At 55.7% G+C, this 12,428-nt stretch carries 12 protein-coding genes; 4 read left to right on the top strand and 8 right to left on the bottom strand.

Annotation, left to right across the window (positions count from 1 at the left end; genetic code table 11):
* Positions 1 to 298 precede the first annotated feature (298 nt).
* Positions 299 to 1,267 carry a methyltransferase gene (locus tag C4520_04080; GenBank protein ID RJP24504.1) on the top strand — a complete coding sequence of 323 codons (969 nt, stop codon included), beginning with the start codon at positions 299 to 301 and terminating at the stop codon, positions 1,265 to 1,267.
* A gap of 160 nt (positions 1,268 to 1,427) precedes the next feature.
* On the top strand, positions 1,428 to 2,528 hold the full coding sequence (locus C4520_04075; protein RJP24501.1) for an alpha/beta hydrolase: 1,101 nt from the start codon (positions 1,428 to 1,430) through the stop codon (positions 2,526 to 2,528).
* 244 nt (positions 2,529 to 2,772) lie between these two features.
* Here the strand turns inward: C4520_04075 and C4520_04070 are convergent, their stop codons facing one another.
* The 8 genes from C4520_04070 to C4520_04035 all read right to left on the bottom strand — a co-directional run bounded on the left by C4520_04070 (position 2,773) and on the right by C4520_04035 (position 10,708).
* Positions 2,773 to 3,117, bottom strand: coding sequence for a DUF86 domain-containing protein (locus tag C4520_04070; protein ID RJP24500.1), 345 nt, complete (start codon positions 3,115 to 3,117; stop codon positions 2,773 to 2,775).
* A complete protein-coding gene (locus C4520_04065; protein RJP24499.1) occupies positions 3,117 to 3,407 on the bottom strand; it encodes a DNA polymerase subunit beta in 291 nt (96 codons plus the stop codon). The genes C4520_04070 and C4520_04065 overlap by 1 nt, the downstream gene beginning before the upstream one ends.
* A gap of 220 nt (positions 3,408 to 3,627) precedes the next feature.
* A complete protein-coding gene (locus C4520_04060; protein ID RJP24498.1) occupies positions 3,628 to 4,743 on the bottom strand; it encodes a UPF0104 family protein in 1,116 nt (371 codons plus the stop codon).
* A 329-nt stretch (positions 4,744 to 5,072) separates the two neighbouring features.
* Complete coding sequence (locus C4520_04055; GenBank protein RJP24497.1) at positions 5,073 to 6,170, bottom strand: carbamoyl-phosphate synthase small subunit; 1,098 nt, start codon at positions 6,168 to 6,170, stop codon at positions 5,073 to 5,075.
* 209 nt (positions 6,171 to 6,379) lie between these two features.
* Positions 6,380 to 7,705 (bottom strand): dihydroorotase, encoded by a 1,326-nt coding sequence (locus tag C4520_04050; protein ID RJP24496.1) that lies wholly within the window; start codon positions 7,703 to 7,705, stop codon positions 6,380 to 6,382.
* Positions 7,689 to 8,630 carry an aspartate carbamoyltransferase catalytic subunit gene (locus tag C4520_04045; GenBank protein RJP24495.1) on the bottom strand — a complete coding sequence of 314 codons (942 nt, stop codon included), beginning with the start codon at positions 8,628 to 8,630 and terminating at the stop codon, positions 7,689 to 7,691. The genes C4520_04050 and C4520_04045 overlap by 17 nt, the downstream gene beginning before the upstream one ends.
* A gap of 61 nt (positions 8,631 to 8,691) precedes the next feature.
* Positions 8,692 to 9,255: a bifunctional pyr operon transcriptional regulator/uracil phosphoribosyltransferase PyrR gene (pyrR, locus tag C4520_04040; GenBank protein RJP24503.1), complete on the bottom strand. Its 564-nt coding sequence runs from the start codon at positions 9,253 to 9,255 to the stop codon at positions 8,692 to 8,694.
* A gap of 280 nt (positions 9,256 to 9,535) precedes the next feature.
* Complete coding sequence (locus C4520_04035; protein RJP24494.1) at positions 9,536 to 10,708, bottom strand: acyltransferase; 1,173 nt, start codon at positions 10,706 to 10,708, stop codon at positions 9,536 to 9,538.
* A 247-nt stretch (positions 10,709 to 10,955) separates the two neighbouring features.
* Between C4520_04035 and bamD the strand changes: the two genes are divergently transcribed.
* Together bamD and C4520_04025 are read left to right on the top strand one after the other, a co-directional pair.
* On the top strand, positions 10,956 to 11,918 hold the full coding sequence (bamD, locus tag C4520_04030) for an outer membrane protein assembly factor BamD (GenBank protein RJP24493.1): 963 nt from the start codon (positions 10,956 to 10,958) through the stop codon (positions 11,916 to 11,918).
* Entirely contained in the window at positions 11,873 to 12,412 is a 540-nt protein-coding gene (locus C4520_04025) for a hypothetical protein (GenBank protein ID RJP24492.1), read from the top strand. The genes bamD and C4520_04025 overlap by 46 nt, the downstream gene beginning before the upstream one ends.
* Positions 12,413 to 12,428 lie beyond the last annotated feature (16 nt).

Genomic DNA, 12,428 nt, shown 5'->3' with positions numbered 1-12,428 from the left:
TTCGAGCATCCTGATCAGACACTCGATATACAGGATTTAGTTCATGCTTTTCAATTATTTATGACTTTCTCTTACCCACAAATTCTCGCGAGGACCCAAAAATTTTTGGTTGTTTGGTCTCGTCCGTTATGAGGCCAAAGAAAAAAGGGCAGGCGCACTTTTTGATGCGCCCGCCACAGACGCCGTGTACGTACGACCGGACCGGCTGACAAGAGACACCTATGGAAAAGGAGGCTAAGACGAATTGAGCACCACAGGAATTCAGGAACAAGAAGCGACTAAACAGGCGCTGAGCCAGATGCTGGTCGGCGCATGGATAACGCAGGCCATTTACGTGGCCGCTGAACTCGGAATTGCGGACCTGCTCGTTGAGAAGCCGCTGACGGCTGAAGAGCTGGCGAAACGCGCGGGCGCGCACGCGAACTCTCTCTATCGCGTGCTGCGCGCACTGGGCAGCATCGGCATTTTTGCGGAAGACGAGCACGGCCGATTCTCGCTTACGCCGCTGGCCGAGCATCTGAGGAGCGACAGGGCGGACCTGCACAAGTCATTCGCGGTCATGATGGGGGCGGAGTTTTACCAATCCTGGGGCAATCTGCTGCATGCCGTCAAAACGGGCAACGAGGCGTTCCGCAAGACGTTCGGCGTGACGTTTTTTCAGTACATGACCGAGCATCCCGACCGTCACAAGATATATGACGCCGCGATGGAGGGCTTCGCGGTCGCTGAGACCGAACCGATGATCGACGCGTACGATTTCTCTCGGTTCGAAACGGTGATCGACGTCGGCGGCGGAAACGGCCTGGTACTGGCATCGATTCTCCGGCGGCATCCGGCAGTGAAGGGGATCCTGTTCGATTTGCCGCCGGTAGCCGACCGCGCCCGAACCATTTTCTCGGGCCTGAATCTGGACGGCCGCTGCCGGATCGTGGGCGGGGACTTCTTTTCGTCGGTGCCCGAGGGCGCCAATGCCTATGTGCTGCGGCACATCATTCACGACTGGGACGATGACGATGCAGTCAAAATCCTGCGCAACTGCCAAGAGGCGATGAACCCGGAGGGAAGGGTGCTGGTTGCCGAGATCGCGATCCCGCGCGGGAACAGCCCGTGTTTCGGGAAATGGCTCGATCTGATGATGCTCGTTGTCGGCGGTCGCGAGCGCACGGAGGAGCAATACCGGCGCTTGTTCTCGGAGGCGGGCCTGAAGCTGAACCGCATAGTTCCGACGGCTACGGAAGTCAGCGTGCTCGAGGCGGTGAGAAGTTGACAGCGCAAGATATGCGATGATACTATTCGTCGGCGGCAAAGGCAAGTCATTCACTGAAGTGAATATTTAACCGCTGAGACGCCGAGGACGCAGAGATATGGCTTTCAACAACGGGTAATCTGTTCTTTCGATTCGTTTATGCGGTTTCGAAGAGGGATCCGTGAAGAAGACTCTCAAACTCATCCTGAAATACTTCATCGCGCCGCTCCTGTCGTTGTGCGTAATCGTCCTGTGTTCGCTCCTTCTCTACAGGGCTTTCCTCCAGCACAAGGTCCGGGAAGAAACAAGGATTCAGACGCCGAATGGGATCGATTCGCTCGAAGAGGTGGTTCTCGGCGGCGTGAAACAATGGATTCTCATTCGCGGGATGGACACGGCGAATCCCGTCTTGCTCCATCTTCACGGCGGACCGGGTTCGGCCGATATTTGTATTGCCCGCCACTTCGACGGCGAGCTTCCGCGGCATTTTATTGTTGCGCATTGGGACCAGCGAGGCGCCGGCAAATCCTACAGCCGGCGCATTCCCGTGGATTCAATGAATCGCACCCAATTCGTTTCCGATGTCCGCGAGCTGTCGGAGATGTTGAGAGAGCGTTTTCATGTCCCGAAGATATATCTTGTGGGACACTCGTGGGGAAGCGAGATCGGGGTTCTCACGGCGGCGCGCCATCCCGAGCTTTTTTACGCGTTTGTCGGCGTCGGCCAGGTTGTTGAGAAAGGGGAGCAGGAAGAGATTTCTTACCGGTTCGTTATGGACATGGCGAGGAAATCCGCAGACGAAAACGCCCTCAAGGAGCTTGAGGGAATCGGGCCGCCGCCGTACGACAGCCACAGCGAGTTGGGGATACAGCGCAAATGGCTCGACCGCTTCGGCGGTGTCTCGCACAACAAGAGCCTCACGTTCGCCAATTTCGTTAAGATCGGGCTGACCTCTCCGGATTATTCTTTGCTCGATGGCCTCCGCTTCTTCCGCGGAGGTGAGTTTTCCGCGAAAAGTATGTGGGCGGAGCGCATAAACTGCAATCTGTTCGAGGAAGCGCCCCGTATTGAAGTTCCCGTCTATTTCTTTGTGGGCCGATACGACTACAACACGCCGTTCGAGCTTGCGGAACGCTATTATCAGCAACTCGATGCGCCTCAAGGAAAACAGCTCGTGTGGTTTGAAAATTCGGGTCACATGATCCCGTATGAAGAACCGGAGAAATATTGCGCCGAACTGCTCCGGGTCCTGAAGGAGACCACCCCCAAGTCGGATTCCTGACGGCGCGCTGTCACTAATTAACGACGTGCCCGAATGTAGGAGAAGACTCTCTCAAAAGCGTCACTTTTTAACCGCAGAGGCGCAGATGGCGCAAAGATATGGCGTTCAAGAACGGGTAGTTTGTCCTGCGACTCGTGATTGTGTTGCAGGGGCGCGATTCAATAGGCCGCGGGCGGGTTTGAAACCCGCCGCTACAGAGGTATTGATATTACGCCGGTAGGATTAAGAAGCCCTGTGTTTCAATCTATGAGCCCTCAAGCTGCCGCAAGATAAAATCAACTTTGCGTTTCAAATCGGGCAAATCTTGTTGCACAATATCCCAAACGACTTTCAGGTCAACCCCGAGATAATTGTGAACGACAACGTTCCGAAATGCGGTAATACTGCGCCAATCTATCTCAGCATGTTTTTCCTTCAGCGGCCGGGATACACGTTGGGTCGACTCCGAAAGGATGTGCAGATTGCGCAGAACTGCATCTTGAGTTTTCTTATCTGCGAAAAAAGCTTCTCTCCCTTCAGCAGTATAATCCTCGATGGAACGTATACATTCCTTGATATGGATCAGATAGAGCCGATCGTCGGGAACCATCACAGGGGAAAAGCCTCCTCGAGTATTCGCTCCCGAATGTACCAATGCAGCGCCTCTTCGGTCACAATATCCACTTTTCGACCGAGCAACTCCTCGAGGTCGGCCAAAAGACCGCCCGGGAAAAAAGGGGTTCTGTCAGGGCCGACGTCCACCAGCAGATCCACGTCACTCTGCGGCCCGCTCTCGCCTCGCGCCGCCGACCCGAAGACCCGCACGTTCCGGGCTCCATGTCGCTCGGCAATTTGGAGAATTTCTTCGCGCTTTTCTTTTAGAAGAGGATCAATGGCCAATCGAGGCCTCCTTTGACCAGCGTTTTTTCATTTTATCACGAATGATCTTTCAGTGAAAAAGCATGGAACGCACTCGAAGGAGTCTGGCCTGACTCGATGGTTGATTTTACCACATCAGTTGCTCCGTCAGACCGGTCTAGTGGGTTACCAGCCGGAGCGTTTCGTGAAAAAATGCCGACAGCAAAGATTCGGTTGAGCCTGCTTCCTTGTCAGTCGGGTATTATTCCACCGCTGCGCGGAGCGATTCCGAGGTCCGCTCGATCTGGCCGAGCGAGACGCCTTCCTTGAACGCATACAGGATTCCGATAATGACGACCGGGAAGAAAATGACCGCGTGCGCGACGAGGGCGAACGCGGCGCCGACCGAACTGCTGATGCTCGAGTTAGAGAGCTGCAGTCCGATCTGCACAAAGAAATGGAAGGGACCGGCATAGCCCGGGGTCGGAATGCAGACGCCGACGGCTGCGGACGCGAGGACGACCGCGGTCGATACGACGTTCAACTTGTCGCCGATGCCGAACGCGTAGAAGAGCGGATAGAACGCCAGCGCGTTGAATATCCACTGGACAATCGTGATGAGCACGGCGATGACCATATGACGCCAGTTCTTGAAGATATGGAGGCCGTCGGTGAAGGACATGAACAGCGAGATGATTCCGCTCCGCATGCGGTGGGGGAGAAAGAACAATACCTTCTCGAGAATTCGCGCGGCGAGATCCTTCTTGTGGTACAGAAGCACCGTGAATCCGGCGAGCACCGCGAAGCCGGACGTCGCGATCAGTCCGAGGAAAAAGGTCGCCTGCTCGAGCGAGCGCCCCGTCGCCTGCAGGAACAGTTCCTCATCGAACGGGTAAAACATGAGCACGCCGGCTATCAAAATCAGCAGGACCAGCGTATCGAAAAGGCGATCGACCACAAGCGTGCCGAGCGAGGCCGTCAGCTTCACCTTTTCCTTCTGCGAAAGAAGGTAGGCCCGGATGAATTCGCCCGCGCGCGCCGGCAGGAGCGCGTTCCCCATGAACCCGATCATGATCGGCGGCAGCAGCCGGTTGAAATGGATGCGTTTCAGCTCGTGAAGCAGGTAATACCATCGGAAAGCGCGAAAGACGTAGGTCATGAGTGCGAGCAGGATTGCGGGAATGAGGTAAATGTATCGAGCGGATGCGAGCGCCAGCTTCAGGTTGTCCCAGTCCACTTTTCGCAGGAACAGCCACATGAAGAAAACCGCGATTGCGATGCCGATGGAAAACTGAATCCAGAGTTTTGTGTTTCTCAAAATACTCCTTTCAAAACGCGTGTGCTGATTTTTGAAATCCCCCTTAGGAGGCTGTCCCATAATTGAGATTTGTCTTCTTCTGCCAGACCCTGGATTCCTGCTTTCGCAGGAATGACGGTCACTCTGACTTGTCGATACCGCTCTGTCGTCGGCACCGACCCCATTATAGGACAGTCTCTTAGTCCCCCTTTGTCAAAGGGGGGAATGCGTCACGTTGTGCAAGAGAGGGTTCCCTTTGCCAAAGAGGGCACGCGTCATGCAGTGCAGAGCGTTTGATGTTTCGCGGCAGGTGCACCTTTGCCCCTTCATATTGCACTGCAAAACCGGCGGAATGAATTCGGCCCTGCCGGAATTCCAAATCTCCTGAATGTACCTCGACGGCCACACTATTACCGCCGGTTGTTCTCCATCGCCTCGATGAACCGGTCGAACAGGTACGAGGCGTCGTGCGGGCCGGGTGAGGCCTCGGGATGGTACTGCACCGAGAAGACGGGGAGCGAGCGGTGGCGCATGCCCTCGACCGTGTTATCATTAAGATTTCGATGGGTTACCTCCACGTCCGCCGGCACAGTATCGGCCACGACCGCGAATCCGTGGTTTTCGGCCGCGATCTCGACTCTGCCGGTCCGCAGGTTCTTGATCGGCTGGTTGCCGCCGTGATGTCCGAACTTGAGCTTGAGAATTTTTGCGCCGAACGCCAGCCCGAGCATCTGATGGCCGAGACAGATGCCGAACGTGGGGCGCCGCTCGATCAGCTCGCGTACCGTCTGCACCACATTCGGGACGCCTTCGGGATCGCCCGGCCCGTTCGACAGGAAAATGCCGTCGGGCTGATGTGCGAGCGCCTCGGCCGCCGTCGTCTGCGCGGGAACAACGATAATCTCGCAGCCGCGCCGCGAAAGACTGTTCAGGATGTTCCGCTTGATCCCGAAATCGAACGCGACGACACGGAACCGGCTCTCTCCCTGCGGGGCGACTCGGTACTCTTCGGAACAAGTTACTTCTTTCACGAGATCGCGCCCGATCAAGCCGGGCGAAGCCTTCGCCTTTGCGACCAGGCTTGCCGCCTCGAGATCCTCGGTCGAGATCACCGCTATGAGAGCGCCCGCCTGCCTGATATGCCTGGTGATCGCGCGCGTATCGACGCCCTCGATACCGATTATATCATTTTCGACGAGGAATTCTGATAGCGTGCGGGTGGCGCGCCAGTTGCTCGGAGTGCGGCAGCATTCGCGGACGACAAAGCCCTCGACGTGCGGCTTCAGCGACTCGAAGTCCTCCTCGTTCACGCCGTAGTTGCCGATCAGCGGATACGTCATCGTCACGATCTGCCCCTTATAGGAGGGGTCGGTCAGGATTTCCTGGTAGCCGGTCATGCTGGTGTTGAAGACGACCTCGCCCGAGCGCTCGCCGCGGGCGCCGAACGAGACGCCCTCGAAGAATCGGCCGTCGGAAAAAGCGAGAATGGCTTTTTGTCGTTCTGTCACAATGGTTCCTTCACGTGGCCTTTATGAAATCGGGCCCTGCTGTTTATCAGGAAAGGGCACGGCACGCCGTGCCCCTACATAGTAAATTGGTCTCCGCCAACGTAAAGTGGTTCTCTGCATACATAGATTACTCCTCACCCAAAATCGATTCATCTCATTGCGTTTTGACAGCCAAGGGATTTTCAAGGTCCTGATCGGCGTTTGAACCTCTATCCGACCAGCCGCCCATCGAGGAGCCTCGGCTGGCCGGCGACGATAACGTGGACAGCTTTGCCCTTGAGGCGCCAGCCGTTGAACGGCGAATTGCGGCACTTGCATTCGAAGGTATTGACGTCGATTTTGTATTCGGAGGCGGGATCGAATACGGTGATGTCGGCGCGGGCGCCGGTCTCGATTTTGCCCATGGACAGCCCGAGGATTCGCGCCGGTCCGAGCGTGAGCTTTGCGATCGCCTCGGGAAGCGTGAGCACTCCTTCATCCACGAGTTTGGTGATGACGAGCGGAAGGCACGTCTCCAGCCCGATCACGCCGAACGGCGCCTCGATGAAGGCCACCTGCTTCTCGACGTGCGTGTGCGGCGCATGATCGGTCGCGATCGCGTCGATCGTGCCGTCTCGCAAGCCCTGCCTGACCGCCTCGACGTCCTCGGCCGTCCGCAGCGGCGGATTCATTTTTGCGTTTGTGTCGTATGTTTTGACAGCGTCATCGGTGAGGCTGAAATAATGTGGAGCGGTTTCCGCGGTCACATTTACGCCCTCGAATTTTGCGCGGCGAACGAGCTCGACGGTGTTCGCGCAACTGACGTGCGCAACGTGCACGCGCCCACCGGTCCATCGCGCGAGCGCGATATCGCGAGCGACCATCACCTCTTCGGCCGCGGCGGGCATTCCCGGCAGCCCGAGGATTGTGGAATTCAGCCCCTCGTTCATACAGCCGCCCTCGGTCAGGTGAACGTCCTCGCAGTGCGAGATGACGGGAAGATTAAACATGCCGGCATATTGCAGCGCCAGCATGAAAATCCTGCTGTTGGTGACTGGGCGGCCGTCGTCGGAGAGCGCGACGACGCCTGCCTCCTTGAATTCGCCGATTTCGGTGATTGTCTCTCCCTTGAGGCCGCGGGTGACCGAGCCGACGGGATAGATATGGGTCCACGCGTATTTCTCCGCCTGCGCGTTGAGGAAATTGATCACCTCGACATTATCGGCGACCGGCTCGGTATTCGCCATGGGGGCCAGCGCGCAATAGCCGCCCTTGACGCCGCTGCGGCTGCCGCTCTCGATGGTCTCCTCGTCCTCCCTGCCCGGCTCGCGCAGGTGCGTGTGCATATCGATGAAACCGGGCGCGACAACCATGCCGTCGGCGTCGACTCTTCTCGCGTTCGCGTCGGAGATGTTCTTGCCGATCTTGATGATGGTCGAGTCCTCGATAAGCACGTCCATGATGGCATCCAGCGCCGGCTCAGCCGATTTCGGTTCGAGCCGTGAAGCTGGCGCCTGGGGATTGACGACGCGTCCCCCTTTAATAAGTATCTTCACTTTCTATGTCTCCCCCGGAGCAGAGGTAAAGTGCGGCCATCCTGACGGCGAGTCCGTTCGTCACCTGCTCGAGGATCACCGAGTTCTGCGAGTCGGCAACATCGGACGCGAGTTCGACGTCTCGATTGATCGGGCCGGGATGCATGATGATGGCGTCTTTGCGGGCGCGCCTGAGTTTTTCGCGGTCGATGCCGAACAGGCGCGCATACTCGCGGATCGAGGGGAAGTAATTCGCTTTCTGACGCTCGAGCTGTATCCGGAGCAGGTAGATCACGTCCGCGTCGCGAATCGCCTCTCCGACGTCCCAGTATACTTTGACTCCAAGTTTTTCGAGGGAGCTCGGGATCAGAGTTCGTGGAGCGCATACCCTCACGTCGGCCCCGAGTTTGGTGAGAGCCCAGATATTTGAGCGCCCGACACGGCTGTGAAGCAAGTCGCCGATGATGGCTACTTTTACGTCCTCGATGCGACCAAGCTTGTCCTTGATCGTAAGCATATCGAGCAGCGCCTGAGTCGGGTGCTCATGCCAGCCGTCGCCGGCATTGATGATGCTGGCCTTCGTATGCGAGGCGAGAAAATGGGGCGCTCCCGAGGCCGAATGCCGCATGATGATCATATCGATTTTGAGGGCTTCGAGATTTGCGGCGGTGTCTATAAGGGTTTCGCCTTTGACTACGCTGCTGGCGGAAACGGTTATATTGAGGATGTCGGCGCTTAGTCGTTTTCCGGCCAATTCGAATGAGGTGCGAGTACGGGTGCTTGGCTCGAAGAAAAGGTTGACGATCGTCTTTCCGCGGAGCGCGGGCACTTTCTTGATCGGGCGCGTGGAGATCTCGCGGAAAGAGAAGGCGGTATTGAGCAGGTGATTGATTTCCTCGGCTGAAAGCGGCTCAATCCCGAGGAGGTCTTTCCGGTTCCAGCGCATCGCTCTCCTTAATCCGATAATGTCCCATGTTCCTCTTCAGCCGCTCTCGTTTCTTCCCGCGTCAATGCGGCTGGCGAGGTCGGTCTTGCTCTTTCCTCAACTCGACTTTATCTTCGCCGTCCATTTCCGAGAGGCTGACCACGATTTGCTCGTCGAGCCGGGTCGGCACATTCTTGCCGACGTAATCGGGCCGGATCGGCAGCTCGCGGTGGCCGCGATCGACTAGAACTGCCAATTGGATGTTTCTCGGCCGCCCAAAATCCATGATCTGGTCGATGGCCGCTCGCGTAGAACGTCCGGTGAAGAGGACGTCGTCAACCAGCACGATCCGTTTCCCGTTGAGATCAAAATTGATTTTGGTGGCCTGGACCTCAGGCTGTGCGCCGTGTGGAGAGCTGATATCATCGCGGTACAAAGTAATGTCGATGATGCCCACGGGCACTTCCGCCGCCTCGATCTGATCGATGCGCTGCGCGAGCCTGCGCGCGATGATGTCTCCACGCGACCGGATGCCGATCAGGCACACGTCCTCGACTCCTTTGTTGCGCTCGATAATCTCATGCGCGATTCGGGTGATCGTGCGCTCGATCGCGGCTTTATCAAGGATAATCACGTTCTGATCCATAACAACCAGCCAAAAAAAAACCCTCAGCCGAGGGTCATGATTGAAACACAATGTCTATATTCGTTCATCATCGACCCTTACCGATTTCACCGAACCGATTTAAAGGGCCAGCCTTTCCAGCTATTATACCGCCCCCGCCGCATCCTGTCAAGCATCGGTTTATACAGAGGCGAGAAAAAACGGCGACTGGTGGTATCCCGGTTTTTTCTTCGTAACACGCTGCCATGTGCGGCATTATGGAGGCCAGTCGAATCCGCCTGCCTGGATCCGGACGGAAGGCCTAACTCAAGAAGATGAGTTCAAGGAGCTTTCTTTTTGCAGGCTGAAGTTGATTGCGGATAATAATCTTCTCTATCATGTATTTCTGCATGTACGTCATCGCGAGGGCGAGCGAAAGGATCATGAGATATCTGCCCGCAAAGACATCGAGCTGCGCGGGCACGAGGGGGAAGTACCACTCCCAACAGTAGCGGAAGAGGATGTGCCAGAGGTAAATCCAAAGGGTTGAAGCGCTTATGAAGCTAATCAGCCGGAACGAGAGCAGGTATGAAGCCAAACGTTTCGGTAAAGCGATAAACAGGAAGATGGACGCGCTGAGGGCGTACGAAAGGTAGTAGGTTTGCGGAGGATACTTGGAATACTGAGTCGCTTCGAATCCGCTGGCGAAGGCAAGCAACCAGAAGAGGCAAAAAAACGTCAGGAAAAGGAAACCGACCAGCCTTTTTCGCATGGAAGGCAGTCGCAGGCCGAGCGCGAATACGCAGCCATAGGGAATGAGGTAGAACAGGAAATCGTTAAAGAAAGGGGCAAGAAAAGAGGAGCCGGCATTCGAATAAAGCCTGTAAGTCAATTCATAAAGGGAGTAAATTGACAAAAGGATGCAGAAGAAAACCGCGTTGGTGGTAATCCGCCGGTGAAGCAGCAGGAAAAGAGGGGCCGCAATCGCGATCAGGAGAAACACGCGAATAATCCAGATGTAACCGATCCCGGAGAAGACAAGAAAGCTGGCAACCATCGTTTTCGGGGGAAACGGCAGTTCTTTGCCCGCAAGCTGGAAAAGGATCGAGGAGAAAACGAAAAAGGTAAACAGGAAGGTCCATGTCGGCACCACAAGCCGCGGAATCCTTTTTCTCAGATAACTCCCAAACTCCGGATCGCCGGCGCCTGCGGATAAGCCGTAGACCGCGCCGGAGATCATGACCATCAGGGGGACATCAAAGTTCCGCAACTGGCCCAACCAATCGGGTGGGTCGGTATGAGCGACAATAATGAGCAAGAGCCCCATGATTCGTAACAGGTCAAGCCGTTCCTCCCTTCGGGAAGCCCCCTTTTTTCCCGCGTCCTTCCGGCACGCTGCAGCGCGCATATCAAAAACGCTCGACTTATCGACGGCGCGGGTGGCCGAGAAGGGGAGAGAGATTTTTGATAAATCGCTGTTCGTTCTTTTTTTCATGTCATTCAGCGGGAAAAAGTGGGGATTTTCGTTAGCTCTAATACAGTAGTGGCATGAAATCGAGAAAAGGCAAGGGAGATTCTGCGTAATCGTAATGATGATCGCGGCGATTTCTTCTCATTTAGCGATCGGCGCCTTGCTTTGCAAAGATGAATCTTCGATTCACTTCTTCTTTGACAGTCCACTTCTTCATCTGATAAAATAATCCGGCATCTTCACGAAGCAAGAGGCATGATGGAGATCGGACATGTCGGGAGGAAAAAATCTTCGCATTTCTTTCTGTATCAGCGTGATCATACTCGTTTTCATCGGCTCGAATGCCGAAGCGGCGTGGGTGTGGACGCCGCAGATGGGTAGATGGCTCAACCCGAAGCGCCAGCCGAGAGAGACGGCCGCCCTGCAGTTTCAATATGCCGAGGAGCTGTTGGCGCAGGGCGATATCGAGAGCGCAATGGATGAGTACCGAAAGGTTCTGAGGTATTTTCCGGAAAGCAACTACTGCGATCTCGCCCAATATTCCATTGGGAGGGCTCTGGAGGCCCAGGGCGAATACGAGGATGCGATTGAAGAATATCAGAAAGTGATCGATGATTACCCGAATTCGCAGCTATTCGGACATGTGCTTGAGAAACAGCGAAAAATCGCCGACCGGTTTTTCGAGTTGGGCGTGGAACGGGAAGAAGGCTTCATCCTGTTCCGCGGCAGCAATTTTGACAAGGCCATCGAGATTTATCGAAAGGTGATCAACAACCAACCATTCACCGATTTTTCCGCCGAAGCGCAGTACCGAATAGGTCTCTGCTACATGAAACTCGAGCTCTACGAGGAGGCGAGCGTTGAATTTCAAAAAGTGCTCGACTTCTATCCCGCTTCCTCCTGGTCGGCCGAAGCCGCTTACGCATGCGCCGACAGCCAGGCATGTCAGGCGCTTCCCCATGAATATGATAAGACCGCAGTTGAAAAAGCCGTTTCCAAATACGAGACTTTCCTGAGGATGTACCCCGAGAGTTCTCGAATCGAGGAAGCACAGGAGCACATGCGCGAACTGCTCGAGACGGCAGCCAGGCATGAGTATCAGATCGGCATGTATTACCACGATAATTTGCAGTACGACTCCGCGCGGCTTTACTTCAAATCAATCGTAGACCAATACCCGAGGACTCAATGGGCAGAGAAGGCCCAAGAAACATTGGACAGAATGTCGTATTAATTCTGATCCTTTGCGGCGCCGTCTTGTGCTGTCTGACGGCTGGGGGATGCGGATATACGTTTGCCACTACCCCCCTTTCGGATGAGTATCGAACGATTGCGGTTCCCGCCTTCAAGAATCAGACTTTCGAACCCGACCTGCAAATACGGTTTAATAACATCCTCGTTCGCGAATTGGAAAACGACGGCCGCCTGCGAATCGTGGACGACCCGGCGACGGCCGACCTGGTTTTGAGCGGTGTGCTTACTGTTTTCGACCCGCATGCCATAAGTTTTGTTGCGGATGATGAAATAGGACAGTTCAGGATTTCTATCGCCGCAACGGCTGCGCTGGAGGCAGTGAGGGAGGGTGAGACCCTGTGGCAAGAGGAAGCCGTGTGGGGGTCCGATTTCTATCTGACGAGCGGCGGGCGAATGAGGGAAGACGCAATCGATGAGGCGCTCGAGGAGTTGGCCGAGAATATAATTCACGGCGCCCTCGACAATTACTGGTAGTAAGGCGCGATTTTCA

It is taken from the genome of Candidatus Abyssobacteria bacterium SURF_5, assembly GCA_003598085.1.
GTDB lineage: Bacteria > Abyssobacteria > SURF-5 > SURF-5 > SURF-5 > SURF-5.
The sequence above is the reverse complement of the archived record's forward strand: the minus strand, read 5'-3'. Positions and strand labels throughout refer to the sequence as shown.